The organism is Pirellulimonas nuda (genome assembly GCF_007750855.1).
Lineage (GTDB): Bacteria > Planctomycetota > Planctomycetia > Pirellulales > Lacipirellulaceae > Pirellulimonas > Pirellulimonas nuda.
In genome coordinates, this window is the sequence record NZ_CP036291.1 from 6074619 (window position 1) to 6093610 (window position 18992).

At 67.3% G+C, this 18992-nt stretch carries 12 protein-coding genes; 7 read left to right on the forward strand and 5 right to left on the reverse strand.

All coding sequences use genetic code 11. From position 1 onward, the window contains the following. The first annotated feature begins 14 nt into the window (after nt 1–14). Both dnaE and Pla175_RS23580 read left to right on the forward strand, forming a co-directional pair. Nucleotides 15–3599, forward strand: a complete 3585-nt coding sequence (dnaE, locus tag Pla175_RS23575) for a DNA polymerase III subunit alpha (RefSeq protein ID WP_145291404.1) — start codon at nt 15–17, stop codon at nt 3597–3599. A 224-nt stretch (nt 3600–3823) separates the two neighbouring features. Next, nucleotides 3824–4240: a hypothetical protein gene (locus Pla175_RS23580; RefSeq protein WP_145291406.1), complete on the forward strand. Its 417-nt coding sequence runs from the start codon at nt 3824–3826 to the stop codon at nt 4238–4240. A gap of 121 nt (nt 4241–4361) precedes the next feature. Here the strand turns inward: Pla175_RS23580 and Pla175_RS23585 are convergent, their stop codons facing one another. The 3 genes from Pla175_RS23585 to Pla175_RS23595 all read right to left on the reverse strand — a co-directional run bounded on the left by Pla175_RS23585 (nt 4362) and on the right by Pla175_RS23595 (nt 7433). Next, nucleotides 4362–4607 carry a hypothetical protein gene (locus tag Pla175_RS23585; protein WP_145291408.1) on the reverse strand — a complete coding sequence of 82 codons (246 nt, stop codon included), beginning with the start codon at nt 4605–4607 and terminating at the stop codon, nt 4362–4364. 138 nt (nt 4608–4745) lie between these two features. Next, nucleotides 4746–5627, reverse strand: coding sequence for a glycosyltransferase family 2 protein (locus Pla175_RS23590; protein ID WP_231954036.1), 882 nt, complete (start codon nt 5625–5627; stop codon nt 4746–4748). Nucleotides 5628–5699: 72 nt separating this feature from the next. Then, entirely contained in the window at nt 5700–7433 is a 1734-nt protein-coding gene (locus tag Pla175_RS23595; RefSeq protein WP_145291410.1) for a hypothetical protein, read from the reverse strand. 502 nt (nt 7434–7935) lie between these two features. Between Pla175_RS23595 and rimI the strand changes: the two genes are divergently transcribed. Continuing rightward, a complete protein-coding gene (gene rimI / locus Pla175_RS23600) occupies nt 7936–8442 on the forward strand; it encodes a ribosomal protein S18-alanine N-acetyltransferase (protein ID WP_231954038.1) in 507 nt (168 codons plus the stop codon). 233 nt (nt 8443–8675) lie between these two features. Here the strand turns inward: rimI and Pla175_RS23605 are convergent, their stop codons facing one another. Continuing rightward, nucleotides 8676–10868, reverse strand: coding sequence for a multiheme c-type cytochrome (locus Pla175_RS23605; RefSeq protein WP_145291412.1), 2193 nt, complete (start codon nt 10866–10868; stop codon nt 8676–8678). 208 nt (nt 10869–11076) lie between these two features. Between Pla175_RS23605 and Pla175_RS23610 the strand changes: the two genes are divergently transcribed. The 3 genes from Pla175_RS23610 (at nt 11077) to Pla175_RS23620 (ending at nt 16635) form a co-directional block, all read left to right on the forward strand. Further along, nucleotides 11077–13665 carry a c-type cytochrome gene (locus Pla175_RS23610; RefSeq protein WP_145291415.1) on the forward strand — a complete coding sequence of 863 codons (2589 nt, stop codon included), beginning with the start codon at nt 11077–11079 and terminating at the stop codon, nt 13663–13665. A 31-nt stretch (nt 13666–13696) separates the two neighbouring features. Beyond that, nucleotides 13697–14293 (forward strand): Uma2 family endonuclease, encoded by a 597-nt coding sequence (locus Pla175_RS23615; RefSeq protein ID WP_145291418.1) that lies wholly within the window; start codon nt 13697–13699, stop codon nt 14291–14293. Nucleotides 14294–14394: 101 nt separating this feature from the next. Next, nucleotides 14395–16635, forward strand: coding sequence for a penicillin acylase family protein (locus Pla175_RS23620; protein WP_145291420.1), 2241 nt, complete (start codon nt 14395–14397; stop codon nt 16633–16635). A gap of 515 nt (nt 16636–17150) precedes the next feature. On the opposite strand, the gene Pla175_RS23625 is transcribed toward Pla175_RS23620, so the two are convergent. Beyond that, entirely contained in the window at nt 17151–17678 is a 528-nt protein-coding gene (locus Pla175_RS23625; RefSeq protein ID WP_145291422.1) for an NUDIX hydrolase, read from the reverse strand. Between the two features lie 206 nt (nt 17679–17884). On the opposite strand from Pla175_RS23625, the gene Pla175_RS26305 reads away from it, so the two are divergent. Further along, the gene (locus Pla175_RS26305) at nt 17885–18895 is read left to right on the forward strand and encodes a site-2 protease family protein (protein WP_197527105.1); all 1011 of its coding nucleotides are present in this window, start codon (nt 17885–17887) and stop codon (nt 18893–18895) included. Nucleotides 18896–18992 lie beyond the last annotated feature (97 nt).

Genomic DNA, 18992 nt, shown 5'->3' on the forward strand with positions numbered 1-18992 from the left:
AGGCGGACCACAGCATGGACGCTCCCCCCTTCGTTCACCTCCACTGCCACAGCCACTTCAGCCTGCTGGATGGCGCCAGCCCCATCAAGAAGCTGGTCGGGCGGGCCAAAGAGCTGGGGATGAACGGCCTGGCGCTCACCGACCACGGCAACCTGTACGGCGCCATCCCGTTCTACAACGCCTGCCGTGAGGCCGAGATCAACCCGGTGCTGGGCTACGAGGCCTACATCGCCCCCGGGAGCCGGCTCGATAAGTCGGGCGCCTCCAGCAGCAAGGAGGCCAGCTTCCACCTCACGCTGCTGGCCCAGAACCGCACCGGCTTCCGCAACCTGGTGAAGATGGCGAGCCGCGCCTACCTGGACGGCTTCTACCACAAGCCGCGGATCGACAAGGAGCTGCTCAAGGCGCACAGCGAGGGGATCATCTGCCTGAGCGGCTGCGTCAGCGGCGAGCTCTCCAAGACGCTGCTCTCCGGCGCCACGGCCGAGAAGGCGTTGGAGACCGCCCGCCCCATCGCCGAGTGGTTCCAGAAGCTGTTTGGCGACCGCTACTTCTTGGAGATCCAGAACAATGGGCTCGAGATCCAGCAGCAAGCGATGGAGCTCACGTCGCTGCTGGCGCAGCAGGTCGGCCTGCCGCTGGTGGCGACCAGCGACGCGCACTACGTCCGCCGCGAGGACGCGGTCGCCCAAGACGTGCTGCTGTGCATCAACACGGGGCGTTTCCGCACGGACACCAACCGCATGAAGATGGAGGGGGACCAGTTCTTCCTCCGCAACGCGGAGGAGATGTTCGCGGCGATGCCCGAGCACGCCGAGGCGCTCGCCCAGAGCCAGCGGATCGCCGACTCGGTCGACATCGACCTCGAGCTCGGCAAGCGGCACTTCCCGACCTACGTTCCTCCGGAGCAGAAGAAGCCGGCCGAGTACCTGCGCGAGATCTGCCTGCAGGGGCTCCGCGAACGCTACGCGAAAGACAACACCCGCTGGAAGGACGAAGACCCGGCCACGGGCGAGCTCTCCGAGGAGGTCCACGCGCGGCTCGACCGCGAGCTGCACGTGATCGAGAAGCTGGGCTTCCCCGACTACTTCCTCATCGTGTGGGACTTCGTCCGCTACGCCGTCGAGCAGAAGATCCCCTGCACCGCCAGAGGATCGGGGGTCGGGTCGCTGGTCTGCTATGCGCTGCGGCTCAGCCACGTCTGCCCGCTGCGGTACGACCTGCTGTTCGAGCGGTTCCTCGACGAGAACCGCGAGGAGGCGCCCGATATCGACATCGACTTCTGCAAGGAGCGCCGCGGCGAGGTCATCCAGTACGTCAAGGACAAGTACGGCGAAGCCAACGTTGCCCAGATCGGCACGTTCGGCACCCTGGCCGCGCGGGCCGCGATCAAGGACGTCGGCCGCACGCTCAGCATGTCGATCTCCGAGGTCGAGCGGATCACGGCCATGGTCCCCGACCAGTTGGGCATCAGCCTCGACAAGGCGTTGGAGACCAGCGAAGAGCTGCGCGTCGAGTACGAGAAGAACAGCGAGACGCGGGAGCTATTGGACCTGGCCCGCAAGATCGAGGGGCTGGCGCGCAACGTCGGCACCCACGCTGCGGCGGTCGTGATCAGCAACAAGCCGGTCGACGAGTACGTGCCGCTGCAGCACGTCAAAGGCAAGTCGGAAGTCATCACCCAGTGGGCGATGGGCGACGTCGAGGCGGCGGGCCTGTTGAAGATGGACTTCCTGGGGCTGCGGAACCTGACGATCCTCGCCAAGAGCGTCGACCTGATCGAGGAGGCACGCGGCGAGCGCGTCGACCCCGACGACTTCCCGCTGGACGACGGCGAGACGTTCGCGCTGTTGTGCCGCGGCGAGACCAAGGGCATCTTCCAGCTCGAGTCCGGCGGCATCCGCGACCTGCTGCAGCGGATGAAGCCCGACAGCTTCCACGACATCATCGCCACCAACGCCCTCTACCGCCCGGGGCCGCTGGAGGGGGGGATGGTGGACCAGTACATCGAGGTCAAGCACGGCCGGCGCCCCGCGGAGTACCCCCACCCGGTGATGGAGGACATCCTCTCCGAGACGCACGGGGTGATGGTGTACCAAGAGCAGGTGATGCGGATCCTCAACCGCCTGGGTGGGATCGAGCTCTCCAACGCGTACAAGTGCATCAAGGCGATCAGCAAGAAGAAGCTGCCGATCATCGCCAAGTTCCGCGAGGAGTTCCTCTCCGGCTCGCAATCGCAGGGGCTCGACAAGAAGAAGGCCGAAGACCTGTTCGGCATGATCGAGAAGTTCGCCGGCTACGGCTTCAACAAGTCGCACTCCACCGCGTACGCGCTCATCGCGTACATGACGGCCTACCTCAAGGCCCACTACCCGCTGGAGTTTATGGCCGCGCTGCTGACCGGCGACATCCCGGGGCGCAACTTCAAGAGCAAGGACTCGCTGGTTGAGCACCTAGAGGACTGCAAGCGGATGGAGATCGAGGTGGTTCCGCCCGACGTGAACCGCTCGATGAGCCACTTCGCCGTGCGCGACGGGAAGATCTTGTTCGGGCTGTCGGCCATCAAGGCGTGCGGCGGGGGCGCGGCGGACGCGATCGTGAAGGAGCGCGCCGAGAACGGGCCGTTCGCAGACCTGTTCAACTTCTGCGAGCGCGTCGACCCGCAGTGCTGCAACCGCGCGACGATCGAGACCCTGGTCAAGGCGGGCGCCTTCGACGCGTTTGGCGCGAAGCGGTCGCAGTTGATGGCGGTGGTCGAGCGGGCCCTGCAGTCGGGCGCCGCGCGGCTCGCCGACCGCAAGAGCGGCCAGAAGGGCCTGTTCGATGAAGCCGAAGAACAGGCCGAAGAGGCCGCGGTGCCGCTGCCCAACATCCCGGAGCTCGAAGAGAAGGAGCGGCTGATCCAAGAGAAGGAGGTGCTGGGCTTCTACCTCTCCAGCCACCCGCTCGAAGAGTTCGAGGCGATGCTGCGGACCTACTGCACACACTCCAGCACCAGCCTCGGCAAGCTGGAGCACCGCACCGAGGTGCTGCTGGGGGGCATGCTGGCGGCCATCAAGGTGACCCACACCAAAAACCCCCGCCCGGGGAGCACCCACACCAAGTACGCCATGTGGGACCTGGAAGACCTAGACGGCATCGTCCGCTGCATCCTTTGGCCCGAGCAGTTCGCGGAGTTCGGCCATCTGGTGCAGGCCGACGCGATCCTCGGCATGCGCGCGGCCGTCGACCGTCGACCCGGCGCGGAAGAGGTAAACCTGATCATCAACGAGCTGATGCCGCTCGACGCGATGGAGAGCCGCTTCACCAGCGGGGTGACCATCCGCGTCGACCAGCGCCGCGACGAGGGGCAGATGCTGGGGATGCTCCGCGAGATCATCCGCGGCTACCCCGGAGACAAGCCGCTGAAGCTGCGGATCGACCTGACAGACGGCGCCATCGCCGAGATGAACGTGCCCAAGCGTGTGCAGCTCAACGGCGAGCTGCGGCAGCGCGTGGAGGACCTGCTGGGCGAGGGCTCGTTCCGCCTGCAGGTGTCGCCCCCCAAAGCCAGCGCCCCGCCACAACGCGGCGGAAGACGCAACGGCAAACCCCGCTAACAGGCAAGCCAACACGCAAAGCCCCTAGCCGACGGGCTCCGCCCCGTCGGGGCCGAACACGCAGGAAAGCGAAAAGGGGACATTCTACTTTACTGATTAAAGTAGAATGTCCCCTTTTCGTCCGTAACGTTGACTCAGCTCCGCCGGGGGCGGGGACGCCCCGGCTCGCAAAGTTGCACTCGCGGGGCGCGCCCTCCGATCGAGACACCCAAGAAGAGTACCCGATGCCCGCCGCTGCACGCTTGATCGTCGCCGTCGTCGCAGGGATCGTCGTGGCGTTGGCCCTGCTGGTCGCCGTCGAGCTGTGGAGCGCCGTGGTTCATCCAACACCCGCCGACTTCGGCGGGACGACCGACCAGATGTGCGCACACGTCGCCAACTACCCGCCGTGGGTGCTAGCGCTGGTGGTCCCCATGTGGGGCTTCACGGCCTGGCTGAGCGCGTGGGTCGCAAGAAAGATCGGCGGCCGCAGCGCGGCCTGGGTCGTCAGCGTGCTGATGCTGGCCGCGGTCGTGCTGAACGTCGCGATGCTGCCGTACCCGGCGTGGTTTACGCTCGCGTGCCCGATCGTGGTCGGCGCCGGCGCGGCGTTCGGGAGTCAATTGAGCGTTCGCAAGAAGGCCCGGGAGCAGGATGCATGAAGCGCGCCGGGCGCCAAATGTCATTAGGCATCGCAACCGACGGGCCTGCTTGCTCGGCCGGATACAGGGGACATTCCACTTCTTGTCGTAGACATGGCCCCTGGCTTGAGGAGCTAGCCGACTACGAAAGGACCGTACACCCCGCGGGATGGTGCATGGCGCAGCCTTGGTCGAAGGTCACCAGCTCCATTGTCGCCGCCAAGGCAAACGCGGCGAGATAGGCGTCGTTCCAAAGCTTGGGTGAGAATGTCTCTCGCTGCGAGAAGGTTCGCCAGTGCTGCTCGATCCCAAGCGGTTCGTCCGCGTAGGAGACCCGCGGGTCGGTATACAGCAGGTCGTAAGCGTCCCAGGCTTGAGTGAGGGTCAAAGCGTTCTGCTTGAAGACGCTCGGATTTGTCGCCAACCTAAGCAGCCCTTGCTGTGAGCAACGGCAAAAGAAGCGGTCTCCAGAAGGTCGACGCTCGCTCAATGGCGCCGGGGTCGAGGACGCCCCGGCTCACCACACTCAGTCCACCCACGCGTAGCGCACAATACACCAAAGCGCCCGCAGCGCGTCGCGCATGCCGATCTTCTTGCCGTCGCTCCAGGTGCGGCCGTTGTAGCTCACGGGCACCTCGACCACGCGGCACCCGCGCCTGGCGAGCTTCGCGGTCAGCTCCGGCTCAAAACCAAAGCGGTCTTCGCGCAGGTTCATCCCCCGCGTGGCGCCGCGGCGGAAGACCTTGTAGCAGGTCTCCATGTCGGTCAGCTTCAGGCCGGTGGTGACGTTCGACGCCCAGGTGAGCAGGCGGTTGCCCAGCAGGTGCAGCGGGGTGGAGTTGTGGTTCTCCGCGTCCAGGAACCGCGAGCCGAACACCACGTCGGCGTCGCCGCGCTCGATCGGCTCAACCAGCCGCGCGTAGTCGGCGGGGTCGTACTCCAGGTCGGCGTCTTGGATTAGCACCACCTCGCCGCGGGCGTGCACCATGGCGGTCCGCAGCGCGGCGCCCTTGCCGCGGTTGTAGCCGTGCAGGAACACGCGGACCTGCGGCAGGCGGTCGAGCTCGATCAGGATATCGCGCGTGCCGTCGGTGCTGCAGTCGTCCACGATCACCAGCTCGTCGCACAGCCCCCCCTCGAGCACGCGGCGGACGATCTCGCGGATCGTCGTGCGTTCGTTGTACACCGGCATGAGCACGGTGAGCTTGACCGCGCGGGCGACCTCATCGGCGTGTTCTTCCGCGATCGCTTCGGCCAGCGCCGCCTCGGCCTCGGCCAGCCGGCCGAGCATCCGCTGGGTGTCGCGCTCCGGGCGGAGCGCGGGGAGCTGCGGTGCTTGGGGCTTCACGGCGACGATCGAATCGCCCTGGGCCGCTTCGTTCGGCTCTAGGTCTTGCTTGACTGCCATCTAACGCCTCGTGAAACGGAACGGGGTGCAGGACGCTTTCTCAGGGGTCGGTGCACTGCGTGCACCCTACGGCTACGACTCGGTGGATTGGTTCTCGGTACGGGCCACGGGCGCCGGCGTTACCGGGGCGGCCGTCGGGGCCTGCATGGGAAGCGCCGGCCACTGGCGCGACGTGAGCGAGTAGTGCTCGCCGATGATCCGCTGGTCGACCGGCAGGTAGCGGGGGCTCGCGGGGTCGTTGTACAGGTCGCTGCGGCCCCAAACCTGGGCCAGCCGGTCTTGGTACAGCAGCGTCCAGCCGGGCGTGCCCGCGGCCGCTGCTTCGAGGTTCTTAACCGCTTCTTCGCTCTCGCGTCCCACGAGCACCAGCTCCGGCTCGGCGAAGGCCAGCACCCGGGCGCCGTCGATCGGGCCCGATTTGGGGCTGCGGAACCGCTGGCCGCCGTGCTCGCCGATCAAGAAGTCGAAGTGCATGTCCACGACCTCCTGCGGGTAGCAGGTGCGGAACCGGCCGTCGAACGCCACCGGGCACTCGGGCAGCGCGGCCAACGCGTACTGGGCCCAGTTGAACGCCACCACCAGCCGCCCCGAGACGCCGCGCTCGGACATGAACTGAACGGCGTCGACCGGGTACATGTGGCGGTAGACGGGCAGGTCGACCAGCCGGTTGCCCAGCGCGTACGACTGGAGGGCCAGCGCCCCCCACAACGCCGAGGCGGCGGTCCACTTGATCCAGGGCGCCAGCCGGACGTCGGGGAGCGTGCTTGCGGCGGAACTGCGGACGTGGTTGATAATGGATTGCAGGTGCACCGGCAGCCAGAACCCGCACAAAATCGCCAAGAACGAGATGTGCCGGACGTGCGTCACCGCCTGCCAGGCGACCAGCGCCAAGATGGCCAGCTCGACCCAGTCGCGGCGCCGGCGGGTGAACGCGACGCACAGCAGCGTCGCGCCGAACAGCAGCAGCATCGGCACGAACACCGGGTCGGTGAGCTTGGTAGAGGCCCACTCGCTGATCTCGGGGCGGGGGCTCCCCAACGAGCGGCGGATCCATTGGTGCAGACCGTAGCCGTAGGGGTTCGCCAGCGTGCTAGCGGCCGTGGCCGCGGCGACAGCGCCCAGGCCCAGCGCGGTCCGCCACGCGAGCGGCCGGCCCCGTACAATTGCTTCCAGAGCGCGGCCCATCAGGTAGGCCATCACGATGCCAAGCCCGGCGACAAAGCCGCCGTGGGAGTTGGTCCACACGACCATCACCACCGGCAGCACCGCCAACGGCGCCCAGCGGACGGTGTCTCCCGGTTCGGCGTCGGGCCGCTTGAAGCCCAGCTCCAGCAGGTACAAACAGACCGCACAGCACATAAAGCTGAGCAGTTGGGGCCGCATGGGGAAGAAGGCGCCCAGGGCGATCGCGACCAGCAGCGCGACCCCCCAGGCGGTGATGGGGGCCACGCCGAGCCGGCGCGCCGCCAGCAGCATCAGCCCGATGATCGCCAGGCCCCACAAGCATTTGACGACCAGCATCCCCGGCACACCCAGCGTCCGGAACCCCGCGGCGAAGGCGACTTCCGCTAGGTTTTCGTGGTTGATCCAGGGGTGGTCGGGGGCCGTGAACGTGTGGGTCGCGGTGGCCGGCAGGGCGCCGTCGGCCAGCAGGTCCTCGCCGTACTGCACGTGCCCCCACAGGTCGGGGTCGACCAGGTTCATCGAGAACGCGAACGCAGCGGCCAGCGCGATGCAGAGGATCGCCAGCCCCGACAGCATGCGGAGGTCGCGGTCCGGGGCGGGCAGTGGGGTCGGGGAGGACATCGCTGTGGGTGGCTGGGGTCGGCGCCGCCAGGCGGGGCCCCCAGCCGCGGGGGCGCGCGTCGCCGACTCGAAACCCTACCCCACGCAACCGGCGCAGGAGGCCGATGCGACCAGGTCTTCCCGGGCGGCAAACGGCCCCCAACCTGCGCAGGCGGCAGAATCGGGGCGATCCGGACCGCTAGCAAGCCAAGCCTCTCGCAGAGGCGCAGAGGCGCGGAGGAAGAAAAGGAGAGAACGCCAGGGGCGCCAAGCGATCCTCCCCAAGAATGCGCGAACCTAGTGACGCAGGCATCCGCGCAACTACTAGCGAAATTGAGGCAACGATCGCGGTTTCAATCGTCTCTGCGTCTCCGCGCCTCTGCCAGAGTATTGCCCTGACAACCCCCGCGTTTCTGCCTTGGCCGGTTAGAGGGCTTCTGGTAGTTTTCCTGCGTTGAGGAAACGCAGACATTCACCGGCCTGGGCGGCATCCGCCGCCGGCCGCTTTGACAGGGAGGTTGCGATGATGAACGAGGAGCGCACCCGACTCCGGGTTCACATCCGCTGGATGATCCGCCGCGACATGGAAGAGGTCCTCCAGATCGAGCGGGGCAGCTTCGAGTTCCCTTGGTTCGAGGAAGACTTTGTCCGCTGCCTGCGGCAACGCAACTGCATCGGCATGGTGGCCGAGTGCGGCGAGAAGATCGTCGGCTTCATGATCTACGAGCTGCACAAGACCCGGCTGCACATCCTCAACTTCGCCGTCGGCCGAGAGGCGCGTCGCAAGGGGGTGGGGGACCAGATGGTCCGCAAGCTGATCGGCAAGCTCAGCAGCCAGCGCCGGACGCGGATCTCGCTCGAGGTGCGCGAGACCAACCTCGACGCCCAGCTCTTCTTCCGCTCAACCGGCTTCATGGCGACCAGCGTCCTGCGAGAGTTCTACGACGACTCGCCCGAAGACGCCTACCTGATGCAATACGAGTGCGCCGCCGAGCAAGAAGCAGCCCACGTCCACCGCCTGGCGGGCTAGTTCACCACACAGCCACCGAGGACACGGAGACTTCAAGAGAAGCCTCTCGCAGAGACGCAGAGGAAGAACAACGCGAATGCCCTGGCTCCGACTGCCATTGGCGCATAGCCTCATTCGCTTGGGTTGGTCGTGTGCACTTCTCGCAGTGTCGCTCTCTTACTCTCCGCGTCTCTACGCCTCTGTGCGAGATTCTTCGTTAGTTTGCCCGACCGTCTCCGTGGCCTAGTGGCTTACTACTTCGCCTGCTTGGTTTCTAGCATCCGTTGCAGGATCTGCTTTACGCGGGGGTCGGCGTTGTCGATCCGTTCCATTTCTTTGAGTGACCGCACCGCGGCGTCGAACCGCTCGGCGCTGCCCGTGGCGTCGTACTGCTTCTCGCGCAGCAGCGCCAGCCACATCCAGTATTCGCTGTCGTCGGGCCGCAGCCGCGCGGCCTCGGCGAACGCCTTCTCAGCGGGGTCGAGCTCGCCCGTCAAGAACCGCAGCCGGCCGAGCTGGAACCACAGCTCGGGGCTGTCGGGCAGCATGCCGACGTCGCGCTGCCGCAGCTCGGCCTCCTCGCGCCACAGCGCCTCAACCTCTTCGGGCGACGCGCCGGTCGATTGCAGCATCGAGGCGAGTTGGTCGCGCGGGCCGCTCAGGTAGGGCGCCAAGCGGATAGCCGTACGGAGCTGATCTATCGATTCGCTCGACTCGCCCAGCGCCGCCGCCAGCCCGGCCAGGTTCTGGTGGCTGGAGGGGGCTTCGAGGTTCATCGCTTGTCGCTCGCGGTACTCGCCCAACGCGCGGTCGAACGCCGTGACCTGTTCGCCGCGCAGGTGCGCCGAGGGGCGCCCCGCCAACCGGCGGGCCGCCTCGGTGCGTACCGCGATGACCGGGTCGCCCAGCGCCGGCGCCAGCTTCTGCGCCAGGTCTTCTTCTGACTCGGCGTCGACCACGCGGACCGCGGCCGATCGCACGAGCGCGTGCCGGTCTGCTAGCGCAGCGTCTCGGGCCTCGCGGCTGCGACGCGAGGCGTAGGCGGCCAGGTGCTCGACGGCGGTGGCGCGGACGATCTCCGGCGTCTCGGCCCGCTCAATCAGCTCGATCAGCAGCGGCTCCGCCCCCGGCTCGCCGAGCCGCGCCGCGTGGAACGCTGGCGCCCAGTGGGGATCGCCCGGGCGGTTGGGGCCGTACCACTCGACCACCTTATCGGCGGCCCACTGCGCGTCTTCTTCCGGCTTGTCGTGGCAGTTGTTGCAGGCGTTTGGGATGCCGAACTCTACCGTGAAGTCGGGCCGCGGGTTGCGGATGCTGTGGTCTCGCCGCGGGTCGACCACCATGTAATTGGTCGCCGGCATGTGGCACTCAACACACTGCGCGCCGTCCGAACCGGCCGGGTGGTGGTGGTGCAGCGGCGTGTCGTACTTGCCCGGCTCGTGGCACTGCAGGCAGAGGGGGTTCCCCTCGAACTTGGTCTTCAGCGAGTGGGGGTTGTGGCAGTCGGTGCAGCGGACCCCCTTGGTGTGCATCTTGCTCTGCGCGAACGACCCGTAGACGTACACCTCGTCCTGGATCTGCCCGTCGGCGTGGTAGAGGCCCGCGTTGAGCAGCGCCGGCTCGTAGGCGTCCAGCAGCGGCGATCCGGGGCGGAAGTCGGGGTGGACGTCCACGCGCCGCGAGTGGCACTTGGCGCAGGTCTCGATCTGCACGGTAGAGTCGAGGCTCTTGAGCCGCGCCAGCCCGTACCCGTGGCGGCGGTCCCAGAACAGCGAGTTGGCGCCGGCGAGTTCGACGTGCAGGCTCCCCGGGCCGTGGCACTCTTCGCAGCTTACGTTGATCTCGTCGAAGGTGGTGTGGTAGGAGTCTGTCGCGAGGTCGTAGTTCTTCTGCAGGTTGGTGGAGTGGCAGATGGCGCAGGTGCTGTTCCAGTTCTGCCCCACGCCGGTCCAGTGGAGCGGGTCGCCGGGCAGGATGCGCTCGTCGACCGCGTCTGGCGGGGGGACGTCGAACCACTGCTTCTTGTTCAGGTCCCACGACACCCGCAGCACCTGCACGCGGCCGTCGGGGAACTCCACCATGTACTGCTGCAGCGGGGTGTAGCCGAAGGTGTACTTGATCTCGAAGTCTTGGAACTTGCCGTCGGGCCCCTCGGTGTTCACCATGAAGCGCTTCCCGTCGCGGAAGAACCGCGTCGTGACCCCCGCCTTCTCGAAGACCGCGTCGTTGAAGTCGCCCAGCACGGAGTCGTCGGTCGCCAGCTCCATCGCGTGGTCGTGGTGCGAGCCGGTCCACTCGGTCAGCTCCTGCTGGTGGCACTTGGCGCACGCCTCGCGGCCGACGTAGGTCGCCTTGGCGAGGGCGTCCTCGGGGGCCGCGGAGTACCAGTCGAACCAAACCCCGCCGACGACGAGCAGGCCCAGGGCGATCAAGAAGAGTCGGAGCACGTATAGGAAGCCGGGGCCGAGTGCGGGGATAATGGGTACTCTAGTCTAGCTCGGGCATCGGATTGGCTACACTGGGGGCAGCGCCCGAGGGTTTTTCCCACGAATCAACGGTATTACGCGGTTGACGTGGGCAGCGGCGGCGCGGGTATCCGTCGTGATTCGTGGCGCTGGTTCGATTCGCGGGCAAATCTCTTCTAACGGTCATGTGATGACGAAATCTCTGCGGCTGGTCGCATCCGGGCTGGTCTTGCTTCTTCCGTCGGTAGCCGTCGGCGACGATTCTCTTCCGGGCCAGCAACTGGCCGAGGGGTTTCGGGCGGAGCTGGTCTACGAGGTGCCGCGGGACGAGCAGGGCTCGTGGGTCTGTCTTGCCTACGCAGGCCGGGGGCGGATGGTTGCCTCGGACCAGACCGGCAAGCTGTACCTGGTGACCCCATCGCCCCTGGGCGCGCCGGCGGCCGAGTCGAGGGTCGAGCAACTCCCGCTCGAACTGGGGATGGCCCAGGGGCTGTCGGTCGTCAACGGCGACCTCTACGTGATGGTCAACAACCAGAAGCCGAAGCCCGCGTCGGGGCTGTACCGGGCCCGCGACACGGACGGCGACGGGCTGTGGGACGCGTCGGAGCTGCTCCGCGCGATCGACGGCCGGGGCGAGCACGGCCCGCACGCGGTGATCCCCTCGCCCGACGGCAAGCACCTGTACGTGTGCTGCGGCAACGTGACCAAGCTGACGGAGTTTGTCGACTCGCGTGTGCCGCGGGTGTGGCAGGAGGACGTGTTGCTGCCGCGGCTGGTCGACCCGATGAAGCTGGCGCCCCACCTGATGGCGCCCGGGGGTTGGATCGCCCAGTGCGACCTCGACGGCAAGAACTGGGTGCTGCACGCGATCGGCTTCCGCAACGAGTACGACATCGCCTTCAACGACCGGGGCGACCTATTCTCGTTTGACGCCGACATGGAGTACGACATCAACACCCCGTGGTACCGCCCCACACGCATCTGCCACGCGGCGAGCGGCGCCGACTTCGGCTGGCGGAACGGCTCCGGCAAGTGGCGCACCTGGTACCCAGACAGCTTCCCGCCGGCGGTGGAGATCGGCCCCGGCTCGCCCACCGGCATCGCGTTCGGCTACGAAACGCACTTTCCCGAGCCCTACCGCAGCGCGTTGTTCGCGGCCGACTGGAGCCACGGGCGGATCTTCGCGGTGCACCTGGAGCAGTCGCCCGAGACGCTGATGTACGGCGGCACGTTCGAGACTTTTGCTACGGACACGCCACTGCCGACCACCGACCTCGCGGTGAACCCCGAGGATGGGGCGCTCTACTACACCACCGGCGGGCGCGGGGTGCAGTCGGCGTTGTGGCGGATCGTTGCGGAGGAGCCGGTCGCGGTCGTAGAACCCGTTGATGGGTCGCTACCGCGGAGTGACGAGCTCAGCGGCGCAGCTTCGCGCCCGAATGAAACGCTCCTCGGGCCCGTCCGGGTAGAGTTCGTCGGGCCCGCCCCGGTAGATTTGTCCCCGGAGATGATGCAGCAGGCGTTGTGGCGGATCATACACCTGGCAGCCTTGGGCGGAGAGCAATCTTCCGGGGGGATCGAGTCGGTGCTGCGGGGACTCAAGGACTCCAGCAGACTCGTCCGTCACACGGCGCGGGTGGCGCTCGAGCGTCTGCCGTTGAGCCGATATCGAGAAGGTCTGTTGTCGTCGCCCCAGCCGGACGACTCCATTGATGCATACCTGGCGCTGGCGCGTGCCGGAGACAAAGGGGACGCTCCGCGCGTCTTCGAAGTGCTCTCCCGGCGCGACTGGAACGCCCTAGACCCGATCGGTCGAACGGCGCTGCTCCGCACCTACGGCGTGCTCATCAGCCGCTACGGCCTGCCCGACGCCAATACACAGGCGGCGGTCGCCGATCAGTTAAGACAAGAGTTCCCCACCGGTGACGCCACTGTGGACACCGCCGCGGCCGCCGTGCTGATGACGCTTGGCGATGACCCCTCGGTCGCGGCCGTGGTGGGCCTGCTAGAAAAGACCAGCCTCGAGACCGAGAAAATCGACTACGCCCACGCGCTGACCGTGGCGAAGACCGGCTGGACCCCAGAGCTGCGGCGCCGCTACTTCGAGGAGCTCAACGGCCTGTTGGCCTACGCCCGCAACCGCACGATGCGGGGCTACATCGACCAGATCGTTACGCTGGCCGAGGCGAACCTAGACGACGCCGGGCGCCAAGCGGTGACCGAGCAGGTCGCGGCTCGCAGGGCGATGCTCACCGCCGGCGACGCGCTCGAGACGCGGCGCGTGGTCTCCAACTGGAACATCGCCCAGGCGATGAAGGTCGTGGAGGAAGACAAGGGGCCGCGCGACCTTGAGCGCGGCCGCAAGCTGTTCGCCGCGGCGCGGTGCGCAGAGTGCCACAAGCACGGCGAGGTGGGGGGCGCGGTGGGGCCGGACCTGTCGACGGTGGGCAAACGCTTTGCGCTAGCCGACCTGCTGGAGGCGATCCTCGCCCCCGACAACGTGATCAGCGACCAGTACCAGCAGACCGCGTTCGAGGTCGACGGCCGGGTGCTGGTGGGGCGGATCGTGAACCTGCAACAAGACAAGGTGATGATCTCTACCGACTTCACCGACCCGAAGAAGTACGCCACGTTCAAGCAATCCGACGTAGAGAGCCAGCGCCCGTCGCCCACCTCACCGATGCCCAAGGGGCTGCTCGACGTGCTGAACAAAGAGGAGATGCTGGACTTGGTGGCGTTCTTGCGTTCTGGGACCGACGCCGGCGTAGATGAGAATTGAACCGTTGGCGAGACCGACCTAGAATAGGGGCATGACCGCAGCAACACAGAATGATCGGGTGTCCGTAGAAGACTACCTCGCCATGGAGCGGGAGTCCGACGTGCGCCACGAGTACGTGGGTGGGGCGGTCCACGCAATGGCCGGGAGCCGCGGCACGCACAACACGATTTCGGTAAATGCCGTGCGAGCTTTTGGCAATCAGTTGGAAGACTCGCCGTGCCAGCCGTTCGTGAATGACATCCGGGTGCTGATCCGCCTCCCGACGCACACACGGTACTACTACCCCGATTGCCTGATTGTTTGCGACGATCCGCCGACCAGCGAGATGTGGACCGAGAAGCCGGCGCTCGTGATGGAGGTGCTCAGCCGCAGCACGCGACGGATCGACTTGATGGAGAAAAAGGACGGCTACCTGGCGCTCCCGAGCCTCAAGGTGCTGCTTTATGTTGAGCAGGAGCGGGCCTACGTTCACTGCTATCGCCGCAGCGACAACGGGTTTGAGTTCGAGGCCTACGAGGGGCTGGACGCGGTGGTCCCGCTTCCGGAGTTCCGGATAGAGCTCCCGCTCAGCACGTTGTATCAACGCATCGAGTTCACGCCCGAATCGTACGAGCCGGAACCCCGGTAGCCGCTCGCGCCGAGCGCAGCTCGGCGGCTGCCGGGTTTCCCGGTTTTCTACTTTCCCGCCCCAGCGTTTCGCTCTCGGGCGGTTCCGCGTAAACTCTTCGCATGGAACCGATCGTACCCCGCGCCCCGCGGCACAAGTTTACGGCAGTCCGCGACGGGGCGGGGGTTCCCCACGTTGAGGCCGAGGACTGGGCCGGCGCCCTCTACGCGCTCGGCTACCTGCACGGCATCGACCGGCCTACGCAGCTCTACTTCGCCCGCGCGGTGGGGAGCGGGCGGGCCGCGGAGCGGATCGCCAACCGCCCCGAGCTGCTGGAGATGGACCGCTTCCTGCGCCGCGCCGGCGTGCACCGCGGCCTGCAGCAAGAAGCAGACGAGCTGGCGCCCGCGGTGCTCGAGCAGCTCGGCTGGTACTGCGACGGCGTGAACGACGCCATCCTCGAGATCGGCCGCTCGCTGCCGATGTGGGTCACGGGGTTCACCCCTCAGCCGTGGGACGCCGAGGCGGTGCTGCTGATCGGCAACCTGCTGAGCTTCGCCGGGCTGGCCGTGGGCGAGCAAGAGAGCGAGCGGCTGCTGCTAGAGCTGATCCAACTAGCGCCGGACGACCAGCGGCTACGCGAGCTGTTCAGCCCCTACCTAGACGGCATCGACCTCGAGCTGCTGCGCGAGATCCGCATCACCCGGCGCCTGAGCGACGACGCGCTGGAGCTGCTCACCGACCTGCCCCGCTTGGCCGGCAGCAACGCCTGGGCCGTGAGCCCTCAGCGCTCCGCCAGCGGCGCCGCGCTATTGGCGGCCGACCCCCACCTGGAGGTCAACCGCTTGCCGGCCATCTGGTACGAGGCGGTGTTGAACTGGGGCGAGGGCCGGTACGCCATGGGCGCCACCCTGCCCGGCGCGCCGCTAATGTCGGTCGGGCGGACCCCCCGGCTGTCGTGGGGGGTCACCTACCTGGTCTCGGACACCAGCGACTTCTTTATCGAAGACTGCCGACCGGGGGGAGAGTCGGGCTGGCAGTACCGCCGCGGCGCCCAGTGGTGCGACTTCAAGCTCCGCACCGAAACGTTGGGCCGCAAGGGCGCTGAGACCGAGGAGATGGCGGTGCTGGAGAACGAGGTGGGCGTGCTCATGCAGACCCCCCCGGCGAACTCCCCGGGCAAGTACCTCTCGGCCGCGTGGGTGGGCAGCCGCCCCGGGGGGGGACGATCGATCCAGACGTGGCTCGACGTGATGGCCGCGGCCGACGTGCAGGAGGCGATGCGTGCGGTGCGCGACTCGCCCCACCCGTCGCTGGTGTGGGTGTTTGCCGACCGCGACGGGCACATCGGCAAGCAGGCCAGCGGCTGGCTCCCCGACCGCGGCCCGGGCCGGTCCGGCGTGGTCCCCATCCCCGCCTGGGACGAACGCAACCACTGGCGCGGCCTGGTCCCCAGCGACCAACTGCCGGGAGAGTACGACCCCCCCATCGGCTTTGTGGCCAGCGCCAACGAAGAGGCCTACCGCACCGACGGCCCCCCGCTGCACGCCTTCAGCCTGCCCGACTACCGCAAGCGGCGTATCTGCGAACGCCTGACGGAGCTGCCCCAGGCGACCCTCGCCGACATGCAGGCGCTGCAGTACGACGTGCTGAGCGTGCAGGCCCGCGACCTGCTGCCGGTGCTGCTGGCGGAGGTTGAGCCCGGCCCGCTGCGCGACCGGCTGGCCGCGTGGGACCTGCGGTACGACCCAGACAACGAGGGGGCGCCCCTGTTCCAGGCCTTCTACCGCGGCGTGCTGCTGGAGGTGTTCGGCCACGAGGAGGGGCTCGGCTGGCGGCGGATGCTGTACCTCAGCACGCGGGTCGGCTTCTCGCAGTTGGTGCTCACGGCCGCCGACCGGCTGCTGCGGAAGGTCACTTCGTCTTGGTGGCGCGAGGGAGAGAAGGGAGAGATGATCCGCCGGGCAGCGGCCCGCGTAGCGGTCGAGCCGCGTCAGCCGTGGCGGGCGGTCAACAGCTTCCAGTTCACCAACCGGTTCTTCGGCGGGGGGATGACGGGCCGGCTGCTGGGGTTCGACTCGTCCAGCACCGCGATGCCGGGCTGCCACGCCACGCCGTTCCAAGGCCACCTGCTAACCACCGCCACACGCACCACCACGTTCGCCCCCAGCTACCACTTTGTCACCGACATGGGCGTCGACGAGGCCCACACCAACCTTCCGGGGGGGCCGTGCGAGAGCGTCTTCTCCAAGTGGTACCACAGCGACGTGAAGCGCTGGACCGAAGGGAAGTACAAGTGCTTATCCCCTGCAGCGCCGGGCAAAAAGAATGGAACCACGGATAGCACGGATGACAAAGGATAGCCACGAGAAGGCACAAAAAGAAAGAAGTCGAGCGCCGGGTGCCATGCCCACGCTCGCGTGGGCATGCGACGTACGGAAGGCAGATGCCGAGTGCGCCACTCATGCCTACGGCGCGTAGCCGTGTGCCATGGTCCATGCTTGCGTGGCCATGCGTGGCTCCAAGGGCGGCCGCCTCGGGTGATTCGCATTGCCACGCGAGCGTGACAATGGCGCCCGGCGGTGACCGACAAAGAAACGAACCACGGATAGCACGGATACGATTGCCACAAAAAGGCACGAAAAAGCACAAAGAACAAAGGAAATGACACCCTCGCCTTAATCCGCAATGTTCGGCATATAGCCGGGTGCCATGGTCCACGCTTGCGTGGCCATGCGTGGCTCCAAGGGCGGCCGCCTCTGGTGATTCGCATTGCCACGCGAGCGTGACAATGGCGCCCGGCTCGAGTTAGTTCCACTTAATTTTGTGCCTTCTTGTGCCTTTTCGTGGCTATCCTTCGTCATCCGTGCCAACCGTGCTATCCGTGGTTCCTTCGACTTAGCGCAAGCCGCAGCAGCACGACCAGCGTCTTGGCGTCGTCGATCTCGCCGCGTTCGGCCATCGCTAGGGCTTCCGGGAACGGGACGATCAGGTTCTCGATCTGCTCGCTTGCCTCGCGGGCGTGCTGGCCCTCGGTCAGGTCGTAGGCGAAGAAGCAGTACATCCGCTCGCTGAGGATGCCCGGAGACATGAAAAACGGCGGCGCCTCCTCCAGGCGTCCGGCGCGGTAGCCGGTTTCTTCGATCAACTCCCGGGCCGCGGTCTCGATCGGCGGCTCGCCCGGCTCCAGCGTGCCGGCGGGGGCCTCGATCAGCGTCCGGCCGACGGCGATCCGGTGGTTGCGGATCAGGCAGACCCGGCCATCTTCAAACACAGGCAGAACCACCACGGCGCCGGGGTGTTCCACTACTTGGTAGGGGGTTGTCCCGCCGCCGGCGAGCGGCGCCTGGTGCTCGACCACGCGGAACCGTTTGGCTTGCAGCAGCGTCGTAGGGGGTTGGCTCATCGTAGATCCTGAAACCTAGGGCTTTCCCCCGGTGATAGCGGGGTTTCTCGTTTGCCGCCGCCGGTGGCGAGTGATAACATACACTTTAGCAGGGGTTGCACGGCGGCCGCGACAGCGGTCCGACTGAGAGCCCTCTCTCGTTTCTCACAGAACCGACGACCGGGGCACGCCACGGACGGGGAATGGCCCCGCACAGGCGCAGGGCCATGGCTAAGGCCGACCCATACCGCTGGAGCATTGCACTAGGAACCTGGTGGGGGGTGCCGGTGCGGGCCCACCTGCTGCTGGTGCTGTTCTGCGTGCTCGCCCTCGCGATGTGCTTCGACGGCATGGCGGCCGAAGCACTGGTGTTTGTCGGCGTGCTGATGCTCAGCGTCGCGTTGCACGAAGCGGCCCACAGCATCGCAGCGATCCGCATGGGGGGCGAGGTCGACCAGATCGTCCTGTCCCCGTTCGGCGGGCTGGCGGCGCCCCGCGTGCCGGACGAACCAGAACCGCAGGTGTTTGTCGCGGTCGCGGGCCTGATCACCAACCTCGCGATGGTGGTGCTGGCGACCGCCTCGCTGGTGGCGATGCGCGAACCCATCTCTGCCCAGCTCTTTAACCCGGTCGCCCCGCAAGGGCTGCTGGAGGGTACGCTGGGCGTCGTGGCCATCAAGCTGACGCTGTGGGTCAACCTCTCGCTGCTGCTGGTCAACCTGCTGCCGGCCTACCCGTTTGATATGGGCCCCGCGTTGCGGGCCATGCTGTGGCCGATGCTCGGCAAGCGTTCCGCCGCAGAGGCCACCGGGCAGGTCGCCCGCATGGCGGCCGTGGCGCTGTTGCTGGCGGCGGTGTTCCTCAGCAAGAACGAGCCCAACGTGTTTCCGCTGTGGGCGCCGCTGGTGACGCTGGCGGTGTTCCTGTTCTTTAGCGCCCACCAAGACCTGCTGCTGGCGCGGGGTGGGCCCGCGGGCACACGCAGCGCTTCGGACGATGATTCGGACCCCATGTGGGACAACGACGACGCCGACCCGATGGTCCTGGTAGAGCACGGCGCCGAGGCCTCGCGCCACGGCGGCGAAGCCGGCGCCGACGACGAAGCCACCGAAGACGCCCGCGTAGACGACATCCTCGCCCGCCTGCACGTGGCGGGCTACGAGGAGCTGTCTGACGAAGAACGGGCCGTGCTCGAACGGGCAAGCCGGCGGTACCGCCACCGCCGCCGCGAAGGGTAGCCGCTGCCTCGGCCCCCTGCCGCTACAAGCGGCCCGCGCGCTCCAGGCCCGTTTCCTACTTGCAGCGCCGCCGCCCCGACAGCCGCTACGGGCGTTA

Bases quoted from the DNA above. Each gene is read 5' to 3' on its own strand.
- Pla175_RS23625 (WP_145291422.1), bottom strand. From the start codon at position 17,678: ATGAGCCAACCCCCTACGACGCTGCTGCAAGCCAAACGGTTCCGCGTG.
- Pla175_RS23620 (WP_145291420.1), top strand. From the start codon at position 14,395: ATGGAACCGATCGTACCCCGCGCCCCGCGGCACAAGTTTACGGCAGTC.
- Pla175_RS23590 (WP_231954036.1), bottom strand. From the start codon at position 5,627: ATGGCAGTCAAGCAAGACCTAGAGCCGAACGAAGCGGCCCAGGGCGAT.
- rimI (WP_231954038.1), top strand. From the start codon at position 7,936: ATGATGAACGAGGAGCGCACCCGACTCCGGGTTCACATCCGCTGGATG.
- Pla175_RS26305 (WP_197527105.1), top strand. From the start codon at position 17,885: ATGGCTAAGGCCGACCCATACCGCTGGAGCATTGCACTAGGAACCTGG.
- Pla175_RS23580 (WP_145291406.1), top strand. From the start codon at position 3,824: ATGCCCGCCGCTGCACGCTTGATCGTCGCCGTCGTCGCAGGGATCGTC.
- dnaE (WP_145291404.1), top strand. From the start codon at position 15: ATGGACGCTCCCCCCTTCGTTCACCTCCACTGCCACAGCCACTTCAGC.
- Pla175_RS23595 (WP_145291410.1), bottom strand. From the start codon at position 7,433: ATGTCCTCCCCGACCCCACTGCCCGCCCCGGACCGCGACCTCCGCATG.
- Pla175_RS23615 (WP_145291418.1), top strand. From the start codon at position 13,697: ATGACCGCAGCAACACAGAATGATCGGGTGTCCGTAGAAGACTACCTC.
- Pla175_RS23610 (WP_145291415.1), top strand. From the start codon at position 11,077: ATGACGAAATCTCTGCGGCTGGTCGCATCCGGGCTGGTCTTGCTTCTT.